Origin of the sequence: Thermofilum adornatum, assembly GCF_000446015.1 — an archaeon.
GTDB lineage: Archaea > Thermoproteota > Thermoprotei > Thermofilales > Thermofilaceae > Thermofilum > Thermofilum adornatum.
Window position 1 is genome coordinate 792,976 of record NC_022093.1, and the last position, 24,909, is coordinate 817,884.

General features: G+C 46.3%; 25 protein-coding genes and 3 tRNA genes. 16 read left to right on the top strand and 12 right to left on the bottom strand.

Annotated elements, in window-relative coordinates:
- The first annotated feature begins 14 nt into the window (after positions 1–14).
- Positions 15–2,225, top strand: coding sequence for an STT3 domain-containing protein (locus N186_RS04390; protein WP_020962565.1), 2,211 nt, complete (start codon positions 15–17; stop codon positions 2,223–2,225).
- A gap of 223 nt (positions 2,226–2,448) precedes the next feature.
- Here N186_RS04390 and N186_RS09485 read toward each other — a convergent pair whose 3' ends face one another.
- The 4 genes from N186_RS09485 to N186_RS04400 form a co-directional block, all read right to left on the bottom strand.
- Complete coding sequence (locus N186_RS09485) at positions 2,449–2,649, bottom strand: RNA-protein complex protein Nop10 (protein WP_148682060.1); 201 nt, start codon at positions 2,647–2,649, stop codon at positions 2,449–2,451.
- Between the two features lie 9 nt (positions 2,650–2,658).
- Entirely contained in the window at positions 2,659–3,459 is an 801-nt protein-coding gene (locus N186_RS04395) for a translation initiation factor IF-2 subunit alpha (RefSeq protein ID WP_052885653.1), read from the bottom strand.
- 135 nt (positions 3,460–3,594) lie between these two features.
- Entirely contained in the window at positions 3,595–3,792 is a 198-nt protein-coding gene (locus N186_RS09490) for a 30S ribosomal protein S27e (RefSeq protein ID WP_148682061.1), read from the bottom strand.
- 1 nt (position 3,793) lies between these two features.
- On the bottom strand, positions 3,794–4,081 hold the full coding sequence (locus N186_RS04400) for a 50S ribosomal protein L44e (RefSeq protein WP_052885654.1): 288 nt from the start codon (positions 4,079–4,081) through the stop codon (positions 3,794–3,796).
- A gap of 135 nt (positions 4,082–4,216) precedes the next feature.
- On the opposite strand from N186_RS04400, the gene tuf reads away from it, so the two are divergent.
- The 3 genes from tuf to N186_RS04415 all read left to right on the top strand — a co-directional run bounded on the left by tuf (position 4,217) and on the right by N186_RS04415 (position 6,102).
- Positions 4,217–5,518 carry a translation elongation factor EF-1 subunit alpha gene (gene tuf / locus N186_RS04405; RefSeq protein WP_020962568.1) on the top strand — a complete coding sequence of 434 codons (1,302 nt, stop codon included), beginning with the start codon at positions 4,217–4,219 and terminating at the stop codon, positions 5,516–5,518.
- Between the two features lie 69 nt (positions 5,519–5,587).
- Complete coding sequence (gene rpsJ / locus N186_RS04410; protein ID WP_020962569.1) at positions 5,588–5,896, top strand: 30S ribosomal protein S10; 309 nt, start codon at positions 5,588–5,590, stop codon at positions 5,894–5,896.
- 129 nt (positions 5,897–6,025) lie between these two features.
- A tRNA-Arg gene (locus N186_RS04415) sits at positions 6,026–6,102 on the top strand.
- A 9-nt stretch (positions 6,103–6,111) separates the two neighbouring features.
- Here N186_RS04415 and N186_RS04420 read toward each other — a convergent pair.
- Entirely contained in the window at positions 6,112–6,657 is a 546-nt protein-coding gene (locus N186_RS04420; RefSeq protein ID WP_020962570.1) for a ZPR1 zinc finger domain-containing protein, read from the bottom strand.
- A gap of 53 nt (positions 6,658–6,710) precedes the next feature.
- Between N186_RS04420 and N186_RS04425 the strand changes: the two genes are divergently transcribed.
- From N186_RS04425 to N186_RS04440, 4 genes are all read left to right on the top strand, one after another.
- Positions 6,711–7,097 (top strand): Sjogren's syndrome/scleroderma autoantigen 1 family protein, encoded by a 387-nt coding sequence (locus tag N186_RS04425; protein WP_187147068.1) that lies wholly within the window; start codon positions 6,711–6,713, stop codon positions 7,095–7,097.
- Positions 7,075–7,782, top strand: a complete 708-nt coding sequence (locus tag N186_RS04430) for a nucleotidyltransferase domain-containing protein (protein WP_020962572.1) — start codon at positions 7,075–7,077, stop codon at positions 7,780–7,782. The genes N186_RS04425 and N186_RS04430 overlap by 23 nt, the downstream gene beginning before the upstream one ends.
- A 74-nt stretch (positions 7,783–7,856) precedes the next feature.
- Positions 7,857–9,737, top strand: a complete 1,881-nt coding sequence (locus N186_RS04435; protein WP_148682063.1) for a DEAD/DEAH box helicase — start codon at positions 7,857–7,859, stop codon at positions 9,735–9,737.
- A 71-nt stretch (positions 9,738–9,808) separates the two neighbouring features.
- The gene (locus N186_RS04440; RefSeq protein ID WP_020962574.1) at positions 9,809–10,429 is read left to right on the top strand and encodes a 30S ribosomal protein S3ae; all 621 of its coding nucleotides are present in this window, start codon (positions 9,809–9,811) and stop codon (positions 10,427–10,429) included.
- A 5-nt stretch (positions 10,430–10,434) separates the two neighbouring features.
- Here the strand turns inward: N186_RS04440 and N186_RS04445 are convergent, their stop codons facing one another.
- The 3 genes from N186_RS04445 to N186_RS04455 are packed head-to-tail and all read right to left on the bottom strand — an operon-like array spanning position 10,435 to position 12,092.
- Entirely contained in the window at positions 10,435–11,433 is a 999-nt protein-coding gene (locus N186_RS04445) for a DHH family phosphoesterase (RefSeq protein ID WP_020962575.1), read from the bottom strand.
- Between the two features lie 12 nt (positions 11,434–11,445).
- Positions 11,446–11,754, bottom strand: coding sequence for a hypothetical protein (locus N186_RS04450; RefSeq protein WP_020962576.1), 309 nt, complete (start codon positions 11,752–11,754; stop codon positions 11,446–11,448).
- Positions 11,754–12,092 carry a prefoldin subunit gene (locus tag N186_RS04455; RefSeq protein ID WP_020962577.1) on the bottom strand — a complete coding sequence of 113 codons (339 nt, stop codon included), beginning with the start codon at positions 12,090–12,092 and terminating at the stop codon, positions 11,754–11,756. Before N186_RS04455 ends, N186_RS04450 begins: the two co-directional genes overlap by 1 nt.
- A gap of 161 nt (positions 12,093–12,253) precedes the next feature.
- On the opposite strand from N186_RS04455, the gene N186_RS04460 reads away from it, so the two are divergent.
- The 5 genes from N186_RS04460 (at position 12,254) to N186_RS04480 (ending at position 18,048) form a co-directional block, all read left to right on the top strand.
- Positions 12,254–14,404, top strand: coding sequence for a hypothetical protein (locus N186_RS04460; protein WP_020962578.1), 2,151 nt, complete (start codon positions 12,254–12,256; stop codon positions 14,402–14,404).
- Positions 14,405–14,425: 21 nt separating this feature from the next.
- Positions 14,426–15,436, top strand: coding sequence for a radical SAM protein (locus tag N186_RS04465; protein WP_020962579.1), 1,011 nt, complete (start codon positions 14,426–14,428; stop codon positions 15,434–15,436).
- A 17-nt stretch (positions 15,437–15,453) separates the two neighbouring features.
- Positions 15,454–16,734 carry a histidine--tRNA ligase gene (gene hisS / locus N186_RS04470; protein WP_052885519.1) on the top strand — a complete coding sequence of 427 codons (1,281 nt, stop codon included), beginning with the start codon at positions 15,454–15,456 and terminating at the stop codon, positions 16,732–16,734.
- 39 nt (positions 16,735–16,773) lie between these two features.
- On the top strand, positions 16,774–17,895 hold the full coding sequence (locus N186_RS04475) for a bifunctional phosphoglucose/phosphomannose isomerase (RefSeq protein WP_187147069.1): 1,122 nt from the start codon (positions 16,774–16,776) through the stop codon (positions 17,893–17,895).
- 65 nt (positions 17,896–17,960) lie between these two features.
- Positions 17,961–18,048, top strand: a tRNA-Leu gene (locus N186_RS04480).
- A 52-nt stretch (positions 18,049–18,100) separates the two neighbouring features.
- Here the strand turns inward: N186_RS04480 and N186_RS04485 are convergent.
- A tRNA-Pro gene (locus N186_RS04485) sits at positions 18,101–18,208 on the bottom strand.
- An 801-nt stretch (positions 18,209–19,009) separates the two neighbouring features.
- Here N186_RS04485 and thsB point away from each other — a divergent pair.
- From thsB to N186_RS04500, 3 genes are all read left to right on the top strand, one after another.
- Entirely contained in the window at positions 19,010–20,668 is a 1,659-nt protein-coding gene (gene thsB / locus N186_RS04490) for a thermosome subunit beta (protein WP_148682064.1), read from the top strand.
- 65 nt (positions 20,669–20,733) lie between these two features.
- Entirely contained in the window at positions 20,734–21,318 is a 585-nt protein-coding gene (locus N186_RS04495; RefSeq protein ID WP_020962583.1) for an AAA family ATPase, read from the top strand.
- Positions 21,315–21,761, top strand: a complete 447-nt coding sequence (locus tag N186_RS04500; protein ID WP_020962584.1) for an RNA-binding domain-containing protein — start codon at positions 21,315–21,317, stop codon at positions 21,759–21,761. Before N186_RS04495 ends, N186_RS04500 begins: the two co-directional genes overlap by 4 nt.
- Here N186_RS04500 and N186_RS04505 read toward each other — a convergent pair.
- From N186_RS04505 to N186_RS04515, 3 genes are read right to left on the bottom strand one after another with little or no spacing between them, the layout of a single operon-like run.
- Positions 21,751–22,710 (bottom strand): MBL fold metallo-hydrolase, encoded by a 960-nt coding sequence (locus N186_RS04505; protein WP_020962585.1) that lies wholly within the window; start codon positions 22,708–22,710, stop codon positions 21,751–21,753. The genes N186_RS04500 and N186_RS04505 overlap by 11 nt on opposite strands.
- The gene (locus N186_RS04510; RefSeq protein ID WP_020962586.1) at positions 22,703–23,788 is read right to left on the bottom strand and encodes a TRM11 family SAM-dependent methyltransferase; all 1,086 of its coding nucleotides are present in this window, start codon (positions 23,786–23,788) and stop codon (positions 22,703–22,705) included. The genes N186_RS04505 and N186_RS04510 overlap by 8 nt, the downstream gene beginning before the upstream one ends.
- On the bottom strand, positions 23,781–24,860 hold the full coding sequence (locus N186_RS04515) for a DUF373 family protein (protein ID WP_187147070.1): 1,080 nt from the start codon (positions 24,858–24,860) through the stop codon (positions 23,781–23,783). Before N186_RS04515 ends, N186_RS04510 begins: the two co-directional genes overlap by 8 nt.
- Positions 24,861–24,909: the final 49 nt, after the last annotated feature.

Genomic DNA, 24,909 nt, shown 5'->3' on the forward strand with positions numbered 1-24,909 from the left:
AAACCCTTTTTCATATGTCTACGTCAAGAGCCGCAGAACTCCTCCAGAAAGCCGCAACCTACACAATTAAAGCCCTAGAATTCTTCGGAGACGCTAGAATCGTCACAGCCGTGATACTTCTTACAGCCTTCACTATAACCCTACTTGCAAGGCTCACACCAATGCATTGGGGCGTATACTTAAACGAGTTCGATCCATACTACGAGTACTACCTCTCCGAGCAACTCCTCCAGCACGGCAACGGAAACTATTTTTCAGGCGTCGCCTGGTGGTACCACTGGTGGCTCGAAAACCCCAAGCCACGTGACACACTTTTCTGGTACCCCGAGGGAAGAGACCTAAGAGGCTCCAGCCAGCCTGGACCAGCGTTCTTTGGCGCAGGAATCTACAGCCTCCTCAACGCTCTAGGCTTCCAAGTATCGCTATACGATGTCCATGCTTTCTTCGTTCCAATAGCGGCCTCATTTGCCGTCTTCACGGCCTATCTCCTAGGAAAAGAGCTAAAAGATAACCGTACAGGCGTCCTCTCCGCCGTGCTCATAGCCCTCAGCTGGGCATACATGTATAGGACAAACCTAGGAGCAAAACACGAAGCCATAGCAATACCATTCATGTTGCTCGGCTTCTACCTCTTCCTGAAGGCATACAAGAAAAACTCTCTATTGCTCTCAGTGCTCGCAGGGCTCTCGTTAGGCATAGTCGTGCTCTCCTGGGGCGCGTACCTCTACCCATGGAACCTACTCGCACTAGTAACACTTTACTGGCTCTTTTTCCACCCAGGAGACACTGCACTAGAAAAAACATACCTTGTAACAAACATTATAATTACAGTCTTTGTGGCAACCACGCCGAGATTCGGACCTACAACAGCATTCCTGTCGCTCACCGGCTTCCTGCCACTAGCTACAACACTCATAGCCATACTACTCTTGACCGGTCTTCGCGTACCATCACAGTTACACCTAAGACAAAACAAGAAAATCATGGCACTTTTCATTGTTGCACTTTTAGCACTCTTTATCGCTGGAACTTACATAGGAATCTTTAGGGGAATCGCGGGAAGAATACTGGCAGTAGTCATACCACTAGCAAGAGAAGCAGGAGTAACAACCGTAGCAGAACACCAGGTCCCCACATGGAACCAGGTCTTCGACGACTTTCAAACATCGATCCTTTTTGCACTGTTCGCTGGTTACATCTACTTCACAAGATCTCGTGAAGACTTCTCTAGCGCATTCACTTCATTATTTATATTCACGGCGGCATACTTCTCAGCCTCAATTGTCAGGCTTTTACTACTACTCAGCCCAGCCGTAGCAGTCACAGCCTCGCTTGGTCTAATGGAAATTCTAGACAGGCTAGCTGACGCCGGCACAACTCTTGAACGGAGACGCATAAGGGGGGTTCAGACAAACTATAGACTAGTAATACTTCTAGTGGCAATAATCCTTGTCCTTGTATTCTCACCGTCAATTCTTGCTTCAAAAATTCCGCTCAACAGCCACCAGCCACCCCTCATACTCACCTCCTCAGTCCCCGTGGTCAGATACAACTATGAATATATGGACTGGATGTCGGCACTCAACTGGATCTCCGAGAATGTCCCTAGAGACGCCACTATCGCTACATGGTGGGACTACGGTTACTGGATCTCAGTCAACACAGGCAGGAAAACCACATGCGACAATGCAACCATAGACACCAAACAGATCCAAAAAATTGCCACAGCATTCATGAGCGATGAAGCCACAGCGCTACAAATATTCAGGGAGCTCAACGTCACTTATGTAGTCATATTCGAGCCTCTCCAGAGCTTACAACTCTCCAATGGCATCCAAGTATGGTTCACAATGATGCATCCCGCACTGGGCGGAGACATGGCGAAATCACCGCAGATGCTGAAATGGATAGGCCGCGATCCTAAAGACTACATCTACGGCTACAACAACGGCACATTCGCATACATACAGCAGGGTAGCTACACCATCTACATGATACTCCCCGCCAACACGCCACAAGCCCTAAACGCTACACTCTACAAGATGATATATGCCAGGAACATTAAACAGCAAGTCTTCATCTTCGACTCCTTCCTACAAATGTTTGGTGGAGGACTACAAGGCTACCACGGACCAACATACAACATCCCACAACTAGAACACTTCGAACTGGTCTACGTCTCCGAACCCAACGGGTGGGTTAAAATATTCAAAGTAAAGGGCTAGCACAGCCCGGTTTTGTTGTTTTTCTCTGCTAAGTTCTACAAACCTAGACACGAGTAGGGACAGAACACTCTAGAACAATAACGCTGGCACAGACGTCTATAGTGCCTTAACAACACCTTTTCTCCCAATAGATCCTCTTTTATCTTTGGCCAATAGATAATCAGGCATACGAAAATATGGAAACACACAACAAAAGATAATGCCTAGTTACTACACTACTTTCTTAGCCGGCAGGCCTGTTTTGAGACTGGCCCCTAAGAAGCTCTAGCTTTGCCCTCCTTCTGTATTCTCCATACCGGTCCTCGGGGGAAAACTTTGCCGGGTGCGGTACCCTAACCGGGCCCCCACACCTAGGACACTTGTCCTGTTGCAACGTGTAAAGCTGACACCTCGGACAGTAACGTAACACACCCCTCCTCGTCATGCCCGTCCCCTAGTCTGCTGTCACCCGTTTGTGGGCAATAGTACAAGCCTGTTTCTGAGCCTTTTTCTCTATAAGGGAAAGTATTTCTGAAAGGAGCTTCTCCGCTTCCTTGTAGCTCGACGCCTCCACGTCGAGCCTATACCTCGGGGCACCAAGAGTGTAAACCTTAATTGTGGCATTGTTCGGCACAGATATCTCTTCTTGCCATCCAGTCAACACGTCCTTTATTGCATTTATACCGCCAGACACACATTGAAGCTTAATCTCCACCGCTATCCTTACAGTCTTCGGCTTAATTGTCTGCTTTGCCAACTCAGCCAGTACTCTCGCCCACTGTCTAGGCACCCCAGCCTCCACAAGCGCCTCCTCTCCTCTTCCAGCCGCCTCCTCAAACCCCCTAAAAATCTCGCCATAGTGGTCCTCTAACTTCCAGCCAGCTTCTTGGTAGGCATCGTCAAGGCTCTTCTTCAGCTTCTGCGCCGCAATCTCAAGCATCTTTTCCGCACGCTGAGCCCTCTTCCACTCAATTAGCTTCTCCCTGCGCTCTTTGTCAGAGACCCTCCTCAAAGAAACATCCACTAGCTTCCTGTTCTTGTCCACCCTAATGACCTTAAGGACATACTTCCGTCCAACTTTCAAGACGTCACGGATATTCTTAAACCAGGAATGGCTAACCTCACCCAGCGGTATGTATGCCTTCAAACCTCCATATTCGTCAAGCGACACGAATGCACCGTGGTCCTGAATCTCAGTAACCGTCCCAACAACTAGCTCATTTACGTCTGGTACTGGCTCACGTCTCCGAACCACATCAACCACCTCTACAATGGGCTGTAAAAGAGTATATATGTACTTCGTAGCAGTGCTTACAGTTGTGCGACTTTTATCCTCAAAGAGTTAGAATATTTCTGAGGTTCTCCTCTAAAGAAGGACAGATACCCTGATTCAACGAAGAACTTCCACAATTTCTGCCACTATCAGCGCTTTGCCCCCAGTAGGCTCCACAAGGACTTTCCCACACTTAGGACACTTAACCGCAATTGATGCATGGCTATACGTAACCATCGTTGTGCCACAGTCGGGGCATCGTATCTTTACAAATCTTGTCTGGGGCTGAGGTATCAGGTTGGAGTATTTCTCCATGCTACTTCACCTTCTCAATTATCTCGAGCTTCTTAAGGCGTATACCTTCCTTGTGATAAGTGTACCCGCAAACCTTGCATCTCAGCTTCAGCACCATTTTCTTGGTTACCTTCGCTGTCCTCTTCTGCTCAGGCTTACGCTTAGATCCATACCCCTTCTGCTTCCTCAAATATCGCCTCTGTCCCTCAGCAAGAGTCCTCCTTTTCCCAGCCTTATACAGCATTACTTCGTGCTCCGTGTGGGTCTTGCACTTAGGACAGTATGTACGTATAACGTTGGGAACTTTCATCCGACCAGCCTCAAACAGTTTCAAGCCATAATAGTTTAAAAACGTTTTTATTGTGACATGACGGTTAAGCCGCCACCATGGGCGAGAAACTTATATATTTCAGTTACAACACAGTTTTTGCAACGGGTGCAAGATATGTCGGAAAAGAAGCCCCACTTAAACCTAGTAGTGATTGGACACATAGACCATGGTAAGAGTACACTGATGGGTAGATTCCTATACGAAATGGGAGCAGTAGACCCTAGGTTGCTACAGCAGTACGAAGAAGAGGCCAAAAAGCTCGGCAGAGAGACCTGGAAATATGCATGGGTCCTTGACAGGCTGAAGGAGGAGCGTGAAAAGGGTATCACTATTGACCTTGGTTTCTACAAATTTGAGACCAAGAAGTACTTCTTTACACTGATTGACGCTCCCGGACACAGGGACTTCGTAAAGAACATGATCACTGGCGCAAGTCAGGCAGACGTCGCAATGCTTGTCGTGTCTGCAAAGGAGGGAGAGTTTGAAGCAGGCATCAGCCCTGCTGGTCAGACACGTGAACACGTGTTCCTCGCCAAGACGATGGGAGTAGACCAGCTGGTTGTTGCAATAAACAAGATGGACACTGTTAACTACAGCCAACAGAGGTATGAGGAGATTAAGAATCAGCTTGTAAAGCTCCTGAGGATGGTCGGATACAAAGTTGACGAGATACCCTTCGTGCCAACATCTGCCTGGGAGGGAGTAAACATAACTAAGAGGACTCCTGAGAAGACGCCTTGGTACAATGGTCCATGCCTACTCGAAGCGTTTGACATGTTCAAAGAGCCCCAGAGGCCCATCGACAAGCCGCTCAGGATTCCAATACAGGACGTCTACAGCATTAAAGGTGTAGGAACAGTCCCAGTTGGACGTGTAGAGACAGGTGTCCTCCGCGTCAACGACAAGGTTATCATTAACCCGCCCAAGGTAGTTGGCGAAGTAAAGTCTATCGAGACACACCACACACCGCTACAGGAAGCCATACCTGGAGACAACATTGGATTTAACGTTAAAGGCGTTGAGAAGGCTCAGATAAGGCGTGGAGACGTAGTTGGTCACACAACTAACCCACCAACCGTGGTCGAGGAGTTCACTGGACGTATATTTGTTCTATTCCACCCGACAGCTATAGCCGCGGGGTACACGCCAGTGCTCCACGTCCACACAGCAACAGTCCCAGTTACCTTTGAAGAGCTACTCCAAAAGCTAGACCCACGCACCGGTAGCGTTGCAGAGGAGAAGCCACAGTACATAAAACAGGGCGACTCTGCCATTGTACGCTTCAAGCCAAGAAAACCCGTCGTGATTGAGAAATACAGCGAGTTCCCACCGCTAGGCCGCTTCGCAGTGCGAGACTCTGGCAGGACAATCGCTGCTGGAGTAGTCATCGACGTCAAGAAGGCTGAAGGATACTAAACATCCAGGCTGTTTCTTTTTAGCGAAAAGTAAATAAATACATGTTTTTCACTTTTTTGGGCGATCTGTATGCCGAGCAAGGTTCGTATCCGTCTCAGTAGCACAAACATAGAAGACTTGAACGCCGTATGCGAAGAGATACGGCAGATAGCGCAGAGGACTGGTGTAAAGATGAGGGGACCAATACCGCTACCCGTCCAAAAGCTTAAGGTGGTTACGCGTCGCGCACCCTCGGGGCAGGGCTATGAAACCTTTGACAGGTTCGAGATGCGTATCCACAAGCGACTGATAGACTTGGATGCGGACGAGAGGGCTACGAGGCTTCTGCTGAGAACCCGTGTTCCTCCATCTGTCAGGGTAGAAATAGAGGTAATTTAGCCAGCGAATCTAACACAAAATTCTCTAGTCGTTCCGGAGATATTTTCCCCGAATCCCATAATCAGTCAACGTCAATGTACTGCGAAAAAAATTAATAGTATCTCTAAGACTTGTAGAAAGATAATCAATGGGCCCGTAGCGCAGTCAGGAAGCGCGGCGGCCTCCTAAGCCGCAGGTCCCGGGTTCGATTCCCGGCGGGCCCGCCATTCGGCGGGTTATTCTACATATTCAATGGTTATCTGTGTGGCGCTGTTTGGCCTGTCTAGGACTGTGCTTGTTCCTTGTGGATCGTCTATGATTACTGTGTAGGACGTGCCTGGGTCTAGTGCTTGTGCTATTTTTTCTTGTGCCTGGGAGGTGTCGGTCTGTGCGAGTATTTCTATTCTTTTGAGTGCATCGATAAAGAGATGTAAAATGCCTTCTATGTTTGTTATGAACATTTCGGCATCTATTCCTGGCCTGAGTTCGAGGCCTAGTTCTGGTATGTAAATTGTTGCTGTTGGGGATCTTAGGATCTTTGTGTAGAGGTCTTGGGTTTTCTCTATCCTTATGTATATCCGCTGGTGTTTCTTTATGTTGAGTGGTATTATGTCGTTTTTCTTGTAGCCACAGCGTGTACATTTTTTCGAGATTATCAATGCTTTTCCGATGTGAGGTAGCTCGTATTCAACTTCTCTTACGTGCATTCTGCCCACAATACATATGGGGCACTCTGTTTCGTACTCATCTATGATTTTTCCATAGATTGTTATGTCCTCCATTTCATCACCACTTATTTTATAGCCTTGTTGCCTAAATATCTTGGCGCATGGTCATGGCGAAGGATGAAAAAGAGTTACTATCGAAGATGGCTTCTCTGTTAAAGTCTGGAGCAACAATGCTGGATATGATGTGTCCTACTTGCAAGGTTCCACTTTTCAAGCTGAAGTCTGGGGAAGTTGTTTGTCCCAAGTGTGGACAAAGATTTGTTATCGTGTCTAGCGACGAAGAGGAGAGCCGGGTCAAGGCTGACATGGTGCTGTCAAGCCTAGAGCAGGCCGCAGTACAGAAGATTAATTCTCTGATCATGCCATTGTCGACTTCTGAGACCTTTGAAGAGCTGACGGAGATTGGTCGGGCCCTAATAACATTGTTGCAGGTTATACAGCTTTCACGTCAGATTAGGGGAGCTGAGAAGGGTGTGGCAGAGAAGGGGAAATAGCGAGAGATATGTGATTTATAGCGAGGAGCATTGGGAAATCCTCAATGCGTTGCGTAGGAGAGCAGTGGAGGTCTTGACATGTCTTGAGGCTCTGCGACCGGAGCCATGTGTGGTTGGAAGTGTGGCTAGGGGCGATGTTCACAAGGATAGCGACATAGATATATTCTTTGAGGAAGAAGTGGCCCCCTCCATTGTATTGACTAGGATGGACATTTGTAGACTGGAGCTGTTATGGTACGAGGTTATTTGGGCGAGTCCATCTACGGCTGTGAAGCTTGTTTTCCAGCTAGAATTCAATGTAAAGATTACAGTTCCTTTGAGCCCTTTAACGCCAGCCGAGAAAGAGTTTCCTCTATATGCTGGTAGGGTGTTTCTAGCAGATATACGGAGGGGTCAGAGGGTTCCCGGGGTTAACAAGTTTCTTCAATTTATCCAGCCGACGAGGGAGGGCCACATCGAGTGGTATATTGTTGGACGGGAAGAAGAGGTTGCCAGGAGGCTTGGCGTTTCTCTTGCGACGGTGCTTGAGAGGAAGCATTTCCGTCTAAAAAGGTTGAGGGAGGGTAAAAGCGGCTTTATTGTGCATGGAAAATTTGACCCAAGTTATCCGGTAGAGAAGGCTGTGCGGGAGCTTGCAGAGAAAAATTCGCTTCTGCGGAGAAAAATTTCGGATAAATTTTTATGAGGAGTTGCGAAGGCTTTTTAACGTTAAATGTCTATGGAGAAGTTAGATGATGAGGGAGGTGATCTCAGACAAAAATGACGACTAACTATGGGGGGCTGACTGCGCCCAATATTTCCTTTTTTAAGAGGAGGGGGTTGTCCGAGGAGGAGTTCCAGGAATTTTTGAGGCTGGCAAGGGAGATTGCCAATTATAACCCAGAGGAAAAAAGCTGGTCTATTTCTCCTGAAAAACTGGAGAGAAAGGATAAGGGGGAAGTGGCAAGAATTCTGGCTAGGCTTAAAAGACTATCTACTCTTGGGGATAGGGAAGTGTCCCTTGTATTGTCCATGTTGGATGACTTTAAACAGAAGGCTAGGATTGGTCCTGACTTGAGGCTTCTGGGTATTCCTGGAAGCCTGTTAGACAAGCTAGCGGGTGACAGTGAGCTAGGAGAGGCCGTGGTATTTGATGGCGGGAGTCTAAGGCTGAAGTCTGTGATGTTTGTCCAAAAGGTGGTGGAGCTTCTCCGTGAGAAGTACGGCTTAGAGGTGGATTTTGACAGGGGTCTTTTAAAGGTGGAGGTTAGAAGGGAAAATGGTGAACTTGTCTGGAAGCTTAGCTATTTGGACAAGTTGCTTTTTTCCAAGGTTTCCGAGCTTGGCACGCTTAAATATTACATTGAGAAAGCTGTTTTAAGCGGTGAGGGCGAGTTTGAGGGCACAGAGCTTGTAGAGAGGAGAATAAGGGTTGTCCGGGTAGACTGGCACAAGAAAGAGTTCTTTACCCCTGTTGCTCTTCTCGACAAATTTGAGAAGTTTTTCCATGATATTGGCTTTTCGGTGACAAGGGTTTTCGAGGAAAGGTCCCCTATCTCGATCACTATGCAACGTAATTTCTCTCTCTTGCCGCATCAGGAAGAGGTCTACAGGCTTTGGTCTAGGAAGCGTAGAGGCACTGTAGCCATTTTTACAAGGGGTGGAAAGTCTTTCATTGCTCTACAGGCAATCCATGATCTGCGTCTCCCAACTATTGTCTTTGTTACTACGAAAGAGCTGTTGGAGACGTGGATAACCTATTTTGAAAAGTATCTGGGTATTCCGCGTAGCTTTATTGGCGTGCTTGGTGCTGGCGAGCAAAAGATCCGGGATATAACTGTGGCGACATATGCAAGTGCTACTAAGTATATTGATTCGTTAAGGTCACGTTTTGAGCTAGCCATATTTGACGAGGCACACCACGTTCCAGCATCGACGTTTAAACAGGTCGCCCTACAAATAGATGCGCTGTATAGGCTTGCACTGTCCGCGACTCCTGAGCGTAGGGACAGAAACGAGGCTCTTCTCTTCGAGCTTTGCGGAGAACTGCTGTACAAGCTCACCTATGAGGATCTTGTATCTTTAAAGGTAGTGGCGCCAATCGAGGTTATGGACGCATTTTTTGTAGAGGGGCCAAAGGAGAAAATAAAAAAGCTTTTAGATTTGCTGGAGAGACACAAAAATGGGAAAATCATCATCTTTACACAGTATCTCCAGACAGCGAACGAACTTTTCGAAGTGCTGAGACAAAAAGGCTACAAGGCTGAACTTATAACAGGCGAGACTCCGGAAGCAAAGAGGGAAAATTCCTTCAGGAATTTTGTCGATGGAAGATCAAACATAATCGTAACTACTACTGTCCTTGACGAGGGAATAACTGTTCCAGACGCGGACGTAGCCGTTATATACGAGGGGACAGGTGAAGGCAGGCAGATGATTCAACGTATAGGGAGGGTTCTGGGCTATCTTCCCGGGAAAACCGCAAAAATCTACGAGATCATAGACGTGACAAATCCACGGGAAAAGTCAGCATATAGGCGTAGATCCTGGGTTCTCGAGCTGTACCGTACCAGGAACCTTGAGGAAATAGTTAGGGCGGTTAAGGAGGGGAGAGAAGACAAGATTAAGCCGAGTTACCAGTATCACCTAGACTCTTTCTGAACTAGATTACAAAGCGTGCATTAGCAAAAAACTAATAAAGATGTGTTAGTTGTCTTCGAAAGGATAGTGTTATGAGTAGCGCGAAGCCAAGGACAAAGGACAAATGGTCAATGAAGAAATGGATCAGAGTCCTAGCGCCAAAGTACTTCGGGTTTGCTAATCTAGGACTTATACCAGCGGATGAGCCAGAAAAGGCTCTCGGGAGGACAATCGAGGTCAGCTTCTATGATATAACTAAGGACGTTTCCCAGCTCCACATAAAGCTAAAGTTCCAAATCGTCAAGGTAGACGATGGAATCGCATTAACACAGCTCAAGCAGATGGAAATCACGAGGGACTACATTAGGAGCCTTGTACGCAGGGGCACGAGCAGGGTAGACGCCATTATGGATGTCCAGACGAAGGACGGGATCAAACTACGCGTGATGACTATGGCTGTTACGCTTTCAAGGATAAAGACCTCACAGAAGAAGGCTATACGCAAAATAATGTTCCAGATTATTGAGGAAAGAGCCTCTCAGCTTGACTTTGCAACGTTTGTTCAGCAGGTTGTCCTGGGAACAATAGCCACGGATATACAGATGCAGGCCAAGAAGATTTATCCAATAAAGAAGGTGGAGGTCTACAAGCTGAAGGTCTTAACGCCAACCTATGAGATACCAATAGCTGCTCCAGAAAAGATAGTTGCGTAGTTTTCCTAGGTTTTACTGCATAGTTTTCTAGAAACATAGTTCAATGTTTCGCTGAGTATTAGCCGTTTTTCGCCTTTTTCTATTGTAGCCTTGTTTATGCCTGCAGCGCCTTTATGGCCGCCTCCCTCTCCGCCGATTTTTTCAGCTATGATTCTTGCAATTTCTCCAGCGTCGACTCCAATCCTTTGAAGCTCATCAGATACCCTCATGCTTGCCCTGAGCTCTTTTTTTCCGCCCACAGCAATAGCAATGTCTGCGCCTGCACTGATCAGTAGCCTGGAGACGCTTGCCTCATTTGCGCTGACTTCAGTATACGCCACAATGTATCCACAGACATCGATAACAGAGCTTCTGAGAAGCCCCTTTAGTCGAGCAATTTTTTCTGACCTATCGACGACTTCTTCAGAGATGGAATCGTAGGCTAGCTTGTAGTCGCCGTTCATGCTGAGGAGCCATGAAAGCGCCTGGAAGGTTCCAATCGTGGCATACTGGAGTCTCTTCGTGTCGAAGAGGATCCCAGCTATTGCCAGGGACGCCAACGGACCAGATATCTTGGCTTTGCGCTCCATCAATAGCTTTGTAGCTATAATAGTACTTGCAGGCTCATTTTCAAGGAATGTCAAAACAGCTTTTTCCACAAGTAGCCCAGGGGGAAAGTGGTGGTCGATGATTATCAGCTGGGATTCTGGTTGAAGGAGCCTGTTCTGGAGATGCTGTAAGAGGAGGGGGTTAGAGAAGTCGCAGAGAACGAACATGTTAGACTCTACGGGGCACTCTTTCTCCCAGTTGATTCCAACTTTATCCAGCGTTCTTTTTGTGACTTTGCTTACCCCCTCTGGAAAACAGACTTTTGCGGGGACACCTATTTTCCTAATTAGCTCGGCTACTAGAAAGCTACATGCGGCCCCGTCTGGGTCACAGTTAGTATGAGAGGTTACAGTGACTTCTCCGTTGACATTTACGAGAATCTTTTCAAGCTTTGCCAGCTGGTCTTTCAGAGACATTCTTATCCATTTTTATATGCTTTTTACTCCCTTTTTGCGTAGTTCTTCTTCTGCAAGGCTAACGTATTTGTCTATTACCTTGTTGAGCGTACTTTCCAGCGTCTTCTTGTCCAAAATTCTTGAACTGACCTCTCCGTTTACTACAAACTGGTAAGGCCAGTCCTCGTCTATCTCTACCTTAAGTGTGACTTCGAGGCTTTCGTCTTCGGGAAACATGCCGTAGATCTCTGTCAAAATACTCTCCAACATTTTTAGAGATATTTCCTCCAACTCAGAGAGCTTTGGATCTTTTACTTGGGCCTTTGTTTCACGACTAGCCATTATCCTGCTCCTCCAGCCGTTGCAGGCGATCTTAGCTGCTTCTCAAGAGAGGCAAGCCTTTCTCGGAGAAGTTTTTCACGCTTGGAAAACTCGTCTATCCTAAGTTGGAGCAACTCTTTCTCGGAACTCAGCTCCTTTACTACTTCATCTTTAGGGGTCTGGATAAGCAGGCTTCCCATAGCCTTGTATACAAATTGTGACTGCGATTGTTCAAGGGTTTTGAGGGTCTTCTCGATCTCGAGGAGTCTAGCCTTGTACTGTTGGAGTGTGAGGGAGACTCCTCTTAGTTCATCTAGGGTTTGCTGGTATTTTGCCAAAGCAGATTGGTCAACAGCCATATGTATTCACCGTGCCTGTATTCTCTAAAACCCATGTAAACCATGTATATAAAAGTCTTTGCAAAAGTCGATGTTCTATCCTTGTCCTAGCGGGTGCGCTGAAAGCGCCTGTTACCTCACGCTATTAATTTATACCTAGAAATGGACTTCTACATCTTGCTGTGAAAACAAAAGTTTCACTGATGCCAAAAGTCTGTCTCGTCGTTTTTGTATTGCTCAGCATGTATTCTATATCTGCACGTGTATATGTTCCTAGGGGAAATTTTCCAGACAAGCTGGCAGGAAACATAACATATGTCAACATAACGGTTCACGTCTTGGATTTTAATGGCAACAAGTTTCGGCTTGACATACTGAATCCACAGCTTATAGTTACCACTTTTAGCTATGGGAATGTAAGCATATCGAAGAGAGGCATAGACTTTGTCGCGAACCTGACGGGCTACGGCGTATACAATGTCTCCGTGAAGTATTGTGATGTCTTGGTGTATAACCGTCCTACAAACGTGACTAGCGGCGAGCTTATTCTCCGAGTAAATATTACAAGCATCACTGTCGGGGTATATACTAGTGACAGTCCCCCACTTCCATTGACCAATTATAGTGGCTACTTTACTGTGGGAAACTGTAAGGTCTCGTTCAGCTGGGATAAGCCCACTGTATATCTACCCTTTGGAACGTTTGACTACTATCTTATTTTTACTGGGCTAACGACAAAAGTAGAGATAAATGACAAATTCTCGGTAACCCCTTCATCTTCTAGGCTAGAGAAGGTTTTACCAGTAATAAGCCAGGTAACGCTTCTATTCAAGACATTGAATGGCCTGTCGCCCATTGGGCTCAATGCAACTGTTAATGTGCTTTACAAGGGCAAGATTCTAGGTAATCTTTCACTCCTTAGATCAGATAAACTGGTGATAAATCAGCCCCCGCTAGACACTTTGAAACTGGAAGCGAAATATGGGAGTAGGAAAATTTTGGAGCAGGACGTCAAGGTGGATGCGCAACAGAGAAACGTGGAGGTGGTTCTCCCTATATATGCGAACGTAGTCGTAAAGGTAACAAGTATCGACTATGAGCCCCTATATTCACAGGATCTCTCCTTTACACTTGTAACCCCATTCAACGAGGTTATCCAAGTTGCTCCATCACGGGAAGGCACTTTTATCATCAACTATGGTTTTAGGCAGGATTTCGGCCGCTACATCTTAAAGATAAAAAGTAGCATTTTGAACGATGTCTTCAGCTATGAATTCGCGATCAACTCTCAGCAAGTAGACATCCAGACAAATTTTAGGAATTCCTACCTGTATGTGGCGCCCAAAGGCGCCTCTATGCTTCCTGCAAACATGTCTATAACTGTGCTCTACCAGGGGGGTGGCGGTCCCGTCGTTATAAAATATCTGAAAACCTCTAGCCCAGCCCCGACAGTTAATGAGCTTCTTGGGTTCTTGCCATCAAATGGCATTTTCACAGCTACAGTGGAATACTCTGGATACAAATGGACATATAATTTTGATGGCATAGTTCAAGGAAAAATGAACCTCCTTGTTCCAGTCTTTGATGTCCAGCTTAATGCCCAAGACCTTGACGGGAAGCCTCTATATGGTTGCGTGGCAAACCTGACTGTAGGGCATCTCTCTTATGTCCAACAGATTAGTAGTGGACAGGCACTGTTCAGATACATACCACAGGACAGCGCCCAGCTAAAGATAAAGTGTCAAGGGCTAGAGGTAGCATCGATACAGCTTCTCCCCAGACAAGTTGAAGAAGGCTCTATAAATGTCACAGCCAGGGTTAAAACCTTCACAGTAAAGGTTCACGGGTGGTTCGACAAGGCTTTGCCTGGGGCAAACGTTACAATAACGGTTGTTTCTGGTAGAAACTCGTTTGTAAGTTCAACTGTTACTGATGCTGCTGGGACAGGTGTACTCAGAAATATACCTATCCCCCTCGGAAGCAACATAACTATAATTGTTAGCTATGGGGGGCTTGTCTTCAAGAAAAATGTATACGAGGGAGAACCCAATATAGACATTTTTCTCGACGTTTTTCTCGATATTGGATTCTTAAGGCTGGGTCTCTACCAAACAGTCTCCATCGCAGTTTTTTTGGCTTTGTCCCTGGCTATAGGGTTCTTCGTGTTTAGGCGTTTGTCTCATATCAAGACCCTCAAATCTATGTTTGAAGAGGCAGAGTATTTTGAAGAAGAGGGAGAAGAAGAGGGGCTACTCCAGAAATTCAAAGAGATGTTTAAGAAGAAGAAAGAAAAAGAGGAAGAAGAAAGAGAAGAGTTCGACTTATTTGGATGAGTAGTCAAGGCGGGAAACTATATGGCCAGATACTTCCATGAAATATCTTCTGGGATCCCTCTTATCGGACACATAGCTTTTGGAATAGTCGACAGAGGAACAAATCTTCTGCAAGTCAGACCCTCTTCTTTTTGTCCACTTTCCTGTATTTTTTGTAGCGTAAATGCAGGTCCAAAATCAACTAATAGGCAAACAGAGTTCGTGGTGGACGCAGAGTACCTAGTAGAGTGGTTTAAACATGTTACAAGGGTAAAGGAGCTTGAAAAAGCACACGCATATATCGATGCGGTAGGGGATCCATTGACGTACAGGGACATCGTTAAGCTTGTAAGACTTTTGAGAGAGTCGGGTTTAGCAGAGACAATCGCAATTGAGACCCATGGTGCCCTTCTAAACAGGCGACTGGTTGACCAGCTTGACGAGGCTGGCCTCGACAGAATCAATCTCTCTGTAGATTCGCTAGACCCAGAACTCGCAAAACGGCTCTCTGATACACCATGGCTCGATGTGAAGAGAATAGTGGATGTTGCAGAATATATTGCTTCATCTACGAAGATCGATCTGCTAGTTGCCCCCGTATGGGTGCCAGGCATAAATGACCATGAAATACCAAAGATAATTGAATGGGCACTAAGGATTGGCGCGGGGAAGAGAGTTCCGCCGCTTGGGGTACAAAAATATGAAGCCCACAAGTATGGTAGGCGCCCGCCCGGGGTCAAGCCTTTGAGTTGGAGCGAGTTCTATAGGGAGCTATCTAAGTGGGAAGAACAGTTCGGGGTTCGCCTAAAGTTATCGCCGAGGGACTTCGGCATTAGGAAGGCCAAACAGTTTCCAATAGCTTTCCAGGTAGGCGAAAGGACAAGTGTCGAAGTTGTTTATTGGGGATGGCTTAGGGGGCAGTGGCTCGGGGTTGCCCGTGATAGGGTTGTAAGCATTGTTGGTGTACTGGGCGAGCCGCCTATAGGAAGAAAGGTCAAGGTCAGGATCCTGCGAAACAAGGATAATATATATGTAGGAAGAATTGTTTTGTAGCTGTTTAAGTGGGGGGTATGTTACTTCAGTCGCCGAGGGGTACCAGGGACTGGCTTCCAGAGGAGGCTTACGTAAAAAGGCTGGTGTCAGAAAAGATAAGGAAGGTTTTTGAGAGCTATGGCTATGGCGAGATAATTACGCCGGCATTTGAGTACCTAGAACTCTTAAAGGCGAAGGCGGGGGAGGAAGTAGTAAATCAAATCTACTATTTCAAGGATAAGGCTGGCAGAGAGCTGGGACTAAGATTCGAGATGACTACGCCTATAGCGAGGATAGTTGCATCAAAGCCAGACCTGGCGAAGCCTATACGTTTCTACTATATTCAGCCTGTCTGGCGCTATGAGGAGCCACAGAGGGGCAGACTAAGAGAGTTTTGGCAAGCTGGGATAGAGCTTTTCGGGGTGGCTGGGCCGGAAGGTGACGCCGAAGTTGTTGCAGTGACGTACGACGCCCTGACGGAGAGCGGTGTCCAAGAGTTTGAGATAAGCGTCAATGATCGTAGGGTTGTCGAAGACATTTTATTGTCAAATAGTGTAGCACAAGAAAGACTACCCGACGCGCTCAGGATACTGGACAAGCTAGACAAATTTGGAGAGTCCTACATCATAGATGAGTTCGAAAAGATAGGTGTCGCCAGGGAAAAGTCAAGCCAAATGCTCATCAAGCTAAAAGAGTCGAGACTCGACATAGAGCTCAGTACCCCTGAAGGCAAACAAGGGCTAGACCACCTAAGTAGGGTTGTCGATCTCCTGAAAAGTGTCTACGGCGTCAACGTAAAAGTTGATTACTCGATTGTAAGAGGGCTAGGATACTACACGGGCTTCGTTTTCGAGGTAAAGCCAAAAACATCTAGCGACGTTGGTAGCATAGCGGGTGGAGGAAGATACGATGATCTTGTAAGCACGCTGGGCGGCCCCAAGCTGCCGGCAACAGGCATGGCTATAGGTGTCGACAGGCTTCTCGAGGTTCTAAAGCTCCAAGGGAAACCCACGATAACATACAACGAAGTCGACGTGTATATCATACCCCTAGCCAAAAAACAGGAAACAGTAGCAAAAGCCGTCGAGATAGCTAAAAAGCTCAGAAGGGAAGGGTTAAAAGTCATAGTAGAAGGCACAGATAGGAGCCTGGCAAAGGCACTAGAATATGCCTCGAAAAAGGGGTCCCGCTTCGTCATCATTATTGGCGAGAAAGAGCTCTCCAGCGGTACACTCACCATTAGGGATATGAAGGAATGGGTTGAACACAAGCTTCAAGAAGAAAAGGCCCTCGAAATGATAATTAATTCCCGAACGTAAATCTTTATCTTTTTATACATGTTCCTTGCAATCATCCACATGTCTAAGATTTACAACGAGCTATATGAGAAGATATCTCCAGGCTCAGGCAACGTCGACAAGTCCCGCATGCTGGTAAACGTTGCGACCTTCCCCGACTCATTGCTCCACGCGCTGGGCGCCTATTTCCGTGTGCCTAAACTCTTAGAGAAAATCCCCCGAGACATCAAAGGCATCGTGATAAGTGGAATGGGTGGGTCATTCATCGGCGGCCTATTTTTACAAGACGTCCTCTATGATACCTCCAATCTTCCTATATTCCTAGTCCGCGACTCCATCCTTCCACAGTTCGTAGATAGTAGCTACCTCCTGATAGCTGTAAGCTACTCTGGAAACACAGAAGAAACACTCAGGGTTTTCGGAGAAGCCCTCCAAAGGAAAATCCCCATAATCTCTGTAACATCGGGAGGCCTTCTTCAGAAATATTCGGAAAAGAACTCTGTCCCAGTGGTCTCCCTGCCACAAGGCTTCCAGCCAAGGGCGGCTTTCCCATACATGGCGGCAGCCCTCTTATCAATCACAGAAACCATAACCGGAGATGTCGGGCTCCTCAAACAGCTCTCAGAATGCGCAGAAAACATGAAAGCCACCAGAGACGAAGCCCTCATGAAGACAATCGAGGATGCTAAAGACTTTTTCAGCAACATAGAAAAAGGACTAACACCCCTCATATACTCCTATAGACCCTACATCTCTGTAGGCTACAGGTTCAAAACACAGCTAAACGAAAACGCAAAAATCCACGCATTCTACCTGGACCTCCCAGAAGCAAACCACAACGAGATAATGGGCTGGAGACAAGAAGCTTCAGACAAGTTCTTTGCGACAATAATCAGGGGCAGCCAGGAACAATACTATATGACAACGAGAATAGAGTTCCTCATAAAACACCTAGAGGCCAACAACATACCCACGATAAACTTCTTACCCGAACCACGGTACAGCGGCAAGAAAATATGCGAACTGCTCGACTTAGTATTCAGGCTGGACCTCATCTCAGTCGCAACCGCCCTCAAGCTAAAAACAGACCCAACACCAGTCGACACAATCACCAAGCTGAAGAAACACCTAGAAAAACACATCGACGTCGAAAAGGAACTGTTTCCCCAAGAAAGACCATAACACATCCATGACAAAGCGAAAACCTTAAAGGTTATCTACTAAGATTATTTCTGGTCACAAGCTTGGCGGGGGTGCCCGAGCTAGGACAAAGGGGGCGGACTTAGGCTCCGCTGGCGTAGGCCTGCCCGGGTTCGAATCCCGGCCCCCGCACCAACCCCTATTCTTTGACGATAATAGCAAGAAGCCTCTATTTTTCAGGAAAAAGTGGTGGGGCCGCGGGGATTTGAACCCCGGACCACCTGGGCTCTCGTCTCGAGATCCCAAGTCCTGCGTTAACCGTGCCAGGCATCCTTCCAGGCTGGACTACGGCCCCATGATTTGCATACGTCCAAGAAGGAAAAATATCTGTCGAGGTTTAAATTTTTTGTGGGGAGGGCGGTTTTCCGCGAACTCGCATAGTAACAGTTTTTGCCTATTTGTTAACATCTTCTCAGTGTGTGGTACAAGAGTTATTTATATACTCTCTTCGGGATGGTCATTAAAAGCGGTTATGGGAAAATTCCTCATCGTAATTCAACTAAGGAAAGAATAGATATTTCTTTGTGTCTCTTCATGTCTCTGTTACATTGTTATATATCTGTGCAACGTGAAGCCTTTTCTTTACAATACCCATAAACATGTCGTGAAATCTGAAGAACATTTCCTCGCACCTGAAGCCAGAAATCTTTGCAAAAGTAAAAACAGAGAATTTTATCGTGATATAGGACGGTGAGGAATGAGTTCCCGTGGATATCTCTGTTGAAATGTTATCTGTACCGGGAACGAATAAATTAAAAGTTAGAGTCTAACGCAGGGGGTAAATATGTGGCACCAGCGGTGACCACTGCATCAGAGTGGAGGTTACCCCCTCTGTTTTTGCTCCGCGCGCGGACAAGTGCTATACCATGCATGTAGTCGCTCTAGTAGTACTCTTTTCGGCAGAAATAAAATGAATTGAAAGTTGTCATAAATCTTTCAGGGTTTATGTGTTTTTGTTCTCAGCCTTAGTTATATGAACTCTCATTCATTTTTTAAATAGTAGATGGGAGCATTCTCGTGAGTAAAGTTTTTATAGAAGCGATAATTTATTCTTGTCCGAAGGCGCATAAAAATGGCAACGTTAGAAGGTGGTAGTATGGCGTCGGTGGCGCAGGTTGGTGGTGTACCGGTTTTGATACTTAAGGAAGGAACGTCTAGGCAGGCAGGTAGAGAGGCGCTTCACCTAAACATAATGATTGCCAAAGCTATCTCTGAAACAATCAAGACTACTCTTGGTCCAAAGGGAATGGACAAGATGCTCATCGACACTCTTGGAGACATTACTATTTCCAATGATGGAGCGACTATTCTAGACGAGATGGACGTTCAGCACCCGATCGCGAAACTGATGGTTGAGGTGGCAAAGGCCCAGGACAAGGAGGTAGGCGACGGAACAACCACTGCCGTCGTTCTAACTGGCGAGCTTTTGAAGGAGGCCGAGAAGCTTCTCGAGAAGAACATTCACCCAACAGTCATTGTTTCTGGATACAAGAAGGCTTCTGAAAAGGCAAGGGAGATACTCAAGAGCAAGGCAATCAAGGTTGACCTGAAAGACATGGATACTCTCAAGAAGGTCGCTGCAACCTCCATGCGTAGCAAGGCTATAGCGACGCTTAGAGACTATTTCGCAGAGATTGCAGTCAAGGCGGTTACACAGGTAGCTGAGCAGGTAAATGGACAAATAAGGGTAGACGTGGACAACATCCAGATAATCAAGAAGAAGGGTGGAGCTTTCCTAGACACACAGCTGATATACGGCGTTGTAGTTGACAAGGAAGTTGTTCACCCTGCGATGCCCAAGAGAGTTGTCAATGCTAAGATCGCTTTGCTGGACGCCCCGCTCGAGGTTGAAAAGACAGAGATCGACGCCGAGATCAGGATTTCGTCTCCAGAACAGATGCACCAGTTCCTAGAGGAGGAAGAAAAGATACTAAGGGACATGGTAGAGAAGATTAAGGAGAGTGGTGCTAATGTTGTTTTCTGTCAGAAGGGTATTGATGATGTTGCTCAGTATTATCTTGCTAAGGCCGGTATTATGGCTGTTAGGCGTGTTAAGAAGAGTGATATGGAGAAGCTTGCCCGTGCTACTGGAGCGAAGATACTTACACGTGTAGAGGACATCTCGCCCGAGACCCTCGGAACAGCTGAGCTCGTCGAGGAGAGGAAGGTCGCAGACGAGAAGATGGTCTTCGTAGAGGGATGCCCCAACCCCAAGAGCGTCACAATACTAGTAAGGGGCGGATTCGAGAGGGCAGTCGACGAGGCAGAAAGAGCGATCAAGGATGCTCTCTATGCCGTAGCAGACGTACTCAGGAACCCCTACATATTGCCGGGAGGAGGAGCCATCGAGGCCGAGCTTGCCAGGGAGCTTAGGAAATACGCTCCAGAAGTAGGAGGAAAAGAACAACTGGCCGTCGAGGCATTCGCAAATGCCCTTGAGAGCATTCCAAGGACACTTGCGGAAAACGCGGGTCTAGACCCCATCGACATAATTGCTGACCTCAGGGCGGCCCACGAAGACTCCTCGAAGTGGGGCTACGGCGTCGACGTTGTCAATGGTGGCGTTGCCGACATGATATCTCTAGGCGTATTCGAGCCACTAGCAGTGAAGGATCACGCCATCAAGGTGGCGACAGAGGCTGCATCAATGATACTTAGGATCGACGACATAATCTCTGCGTCAAAGCTAGAGGAGAAGAAAGGCGAGAAAGAGAAGAAAGGAGAAGAGGAAGAAAAGTCCTCCGAATTTGACTAAGAGTCTTTTTCACTAGGTAACGTTTAATTTATTTGGTTATTTTTCTGCAATCTTCTTGGTAGTTTATGAGTAGAAGTGTTGCCAAAACAATCATAATGGTTACTGGGCTTCCTGGCAGTGGGAAAACTGTTTTCTCAAAGGTTGCCGAGACAATGGGGATCCTCGTTTTCAGGATGGGTGATGTTCTCAGAGAATATGCTGTTGAGAAGGGTCTAGACACCACAGACGAGACGCTTGGGAGACTGTCTTTGGAGTTACGCGAGAGGTACGGGAGGGCGGTCATAGCGGAAAGAACCTTTGAGAAAATTATGGGTACTAATGCAGACATAGTTGTGGTGGAAGGGCTGAGAAACGTCGAGGAGTTCTTTTTCTTTAGGGAAAAGGCGCAAAACACTGTCTTGGTTGCGATCCATGCCTCACCCAATACCCGATATGCAAGGCTCAGGGAAAGAGGGCGAAGCGACGATCCTTCGCGATGGGAGGATTTCCTCACACGCGACCAGAGAGAGTTGAATCTGGGGTTGGGAACAGTCATCGCCCTGTCAGATATTATACTTATAAATGACGGCAAAACCATAGAAACATTTATGGATGAATGTAGAGTTATTCTGAGAAAACTGTTGGCAAAAAGCCAAGGTTTATCAACATGATCGTCAGAGTTAGAGCGTCTCTAAACCCAACAGAATCCCCCGAAAAAGTCTTAAAATCTATACTCAACCTTTTTGATTTCAAAGAAGCTGAATGTGAAAGAGCATCCGGCGGCGAAAAGGAATATATTATATGTGTTGCTAAGTCCGGTAGCCCACTCTACAAGCTTAGAAACTTGCTGCGGCAACAGCGCATTCTAGATGCCGCCAGATCCTATATTGAGCGTGGGATGGAAGATACCCGAACTGTGTTTTACCTGAATAAGCAGGCCGCCTTTATGGGTAAGGTTAGTTTCTGCACCTATGAAACAGGCGAAAGCCCATTGGGAGCAGTTGTTGTCAGCATAGAGTTTGAGAATTGTGGTCCCGAACAAGTTTTGGATTGGCTTGCTCCAAGAACGGTTGATGGAAAGCCAGTTAACGAGGTTGCAGAGCTTAATTGTTGAGGAGGCTTATTCGTTCAACGTGGAAGATCCTAGGATATTTGAATAAGATGTTTATGATTAGTCCTTTTTCTGCGAAAATTACCCTTGGGAAAAGGGTTCTTGCCGCTATTTCTAGTTTGTCGTTGTCTCGGTAACGAGAGCTGAAATGAGTGAGTACAACTAGTTTAGCCCTTATTTTTCTGGCTAGATTTAGAGCGTCTTCTAGGCTTGTATGTGCCATGTAAGGTTTTTCGTACCAGTCGCTTTTTAGTAGGGTTGCTTCGTGAATCAGGACGTCGGAGTCTAAAGCCTTTGCGGCAAATCTAAAGTTTGGCAGTGTGTCGCCGCTGTAGGCAACTTTTATCCCGGGCACAACCTGTTTGACAAAATCCTTCAGCTCGTAAGGGATACCGTCTTTTATTACCAGTCCATCCTGTGTGAGCTTTTTACGTTGTATAGGAGAAAGTTTCGCAGTGTTGAGTTTTTCTTCGTCTAGCCGGATTTTCTCTTTTGTCTCGAATATGTATGAAAGTGCGTTGAGAGAATGTGGGGCAGAGACGTACCTGATAGATAGGATGTTTTCTATTAGATGAAATGTACCTTCTTCAGAGAGGAACTCTGTGACATGTACTGGAAAATTTAGTTTTTCTAAGTTGTGCATCACAATTCTTCTGAGACCAAAGGGTCCATAGATGTATACAGGTCTTCTTCTGCCAAGTAGCGAGAAGCTTTCTAGTAGGGGGTTAAGACCGTTGTAGTGGTCACTGTGTAGATGTGATATGAAGATATATAGAGGAGAGTTGCTTCCCAGTCTAAATACTTCAAACATTTTTTGGCAGTGTTCGCCTGCGTCGAGCAAAATGATTTTTTCGTTAAGTTGTAGTGCGTTACATGGCTGTTCTAGGCGTCCCTGAGCAACAGAGCCCCCCGCGCCCCAAAGCAGTATTCTGATCATTGAGATTTCAGACATTTTTCATCACGTAGAGGTGCCTTATTAGAGAACTGTGTTCCAGTATTTCACAAATCCTGTTGGTTTCATTGGCACTTATTTTATTTTTGTCAATAGATAGGAAGACTGCTCTGCCATTTCTTTTCAAGATTTTTCTAACAGTTTCAAGTGTAGCTTCTAAAAGAAGACTAGGATCACGCCTATGCGTAGAGGCCAATCGACCATATGGGGGATCAAACGCTATTGCTCTGAAGGAGTCTCCACGTAGAGGCATGTATACAGAGTCAGATATAACGAGGTCAACTACTGCATGTAGGCCGAGCTGGATTATATTTCTCCTCGAGCCTCTTATCTGTTTATAGTTCAAGTCAATACCAATGCTGTAGACACCTTGAAGAGCCGACTCGATTAGGACGCTTCCGGTTCCGGCAAAAGGGTCAAGGAAAGGTTCGCTGAAATCAATGCATGAATCATTGCCACATGGCTTAGCTGAGGCCAAGTTGAACAAAACAAGTGAGTGGTATGGGGTAAGTGCGCTGGGCTGTGAATAGGGTCTCTTTTCTGTCCATCTGTACTGGAACCTGTCTTTCCTGTATTTCTTCAGTAAAATTGCTACCAAGACATGGTTGTCGTCGAGAAAAATAAACCTGAAGTCGATGCTTGGATTGCTCCTTGAAACATACGGTTTACCGGGAGACAGCTTTTCACTTACGTCCAATATTAGCTTGGATCTAAGGTCATTTTTTATACTGGGGGGAACTAGTCTCCCTATGTCCAAGAAATCGACATTGTATGATTTTTTCAACTTTATGTTCTCGACAAGAATCTCTGCAATTCTTTTTTGCGTCTCTCTATCCGACAAGAGAGAGTCTAGCCTTTCGCTAGCAATAACCCAGTAGAGGTCTTCGGTGCACGAAGATGAGTAGAGTCTTTCAATGAGAAGACCCAGATCGCTTGCCGTGAAGAGTATTAATCGATCAAAATAAATGGTCGGTTTACTCGTAAATAGGTTCTCGATCTTCCGTAAAACTTCGTAGAGATTGCACTTTGAGAGGCAAAACCTCACGTAGATTGCATAGAGGGGGTCATTTCTATTCATGTTTTTCTCTTTTCTCGATTGTTCTTACAATAATAGAGACTATCACGCTACCCAGAACTATGAAGGCCCAGGTGAGAACGTTACGTATGTCTCCACTCCCACTTATGAATCTGCCTACCTCGAAGACGAGTTGCCGTGATAGCAGGGTTGTCCCAATAATTAGTACATCGCTGTAAGAGCTTGGCTTGCCGATTATAGCGTTATCTATTAACGTGCCGAGGATCGGTAACAAAAGTGCAAGTATAAATAGATCTAGGACGAGGAGTTGTGCTCCTACTGGCGCCAAAAGGAAGTATCCTAGTGCCCAGAGAATGTCTGGAACATTTGTTCTCAGCAGAGCGTATATGCCTTGCGTAAATGCGAGGAAAGATATAGTAATTGCCAACAAGTATGTTGCGAAAGTGACTGGTCTTGACCTATAGATTTTCGAGAAGTATTCTTCAACATTATACCCCTTAATGAACATGAAGCTTCCAAGGGAAATAATGATTATCGGCCAAACAAATTGGGGTGCAAAGGCTGAGAGGACGCTATAGAAAACCAGGAATAAGCCTGTTAGACCTAGGGAATAGCGTTTATATTTTTCCTCAGTCAGCGCCTTCTTTATATAGTTTATTAGGAGGACGAATGTTTCCTCGACCCCTCTTGATTGCTGGACAATTACTCTTCGAATAGAGAATATAGGTAGCCTTGACTGTATCAGGGGGGCAACCAGTTCATCTGTGGGGCCGTCTGATACCAATACTACTCCGTCGAATTTTTTCTGGCTTAGCACTTGGTCGAGCTCTTTAAGGATCTTCATATCTGCCTCCACGTCTTCTGACTCGAGGCCAGCGATAAGAGCCACTTCGACGTTGCTCCCATACTGTTTTCTTAGTTCTCTCAACGTCTGTATCGCGGCAAACATTGCATTTGAATCTGAGTCTTCTGGGCGGACAAGTATGTATTCGGTTGCCGCCCTGAGTAGCTCGTTTTCTCCTATAAGGGGGGTCTTTATGTTCAAAACTGTTCCTACGTCGTTGTCGCGGTCTACACATAGGACCAGTATTGAGGTGTTAGACGGGTGTTCCACAATCATCTCCTTGTTTTTTATGCTACTTGCTCATTTATTACAGTTTCTT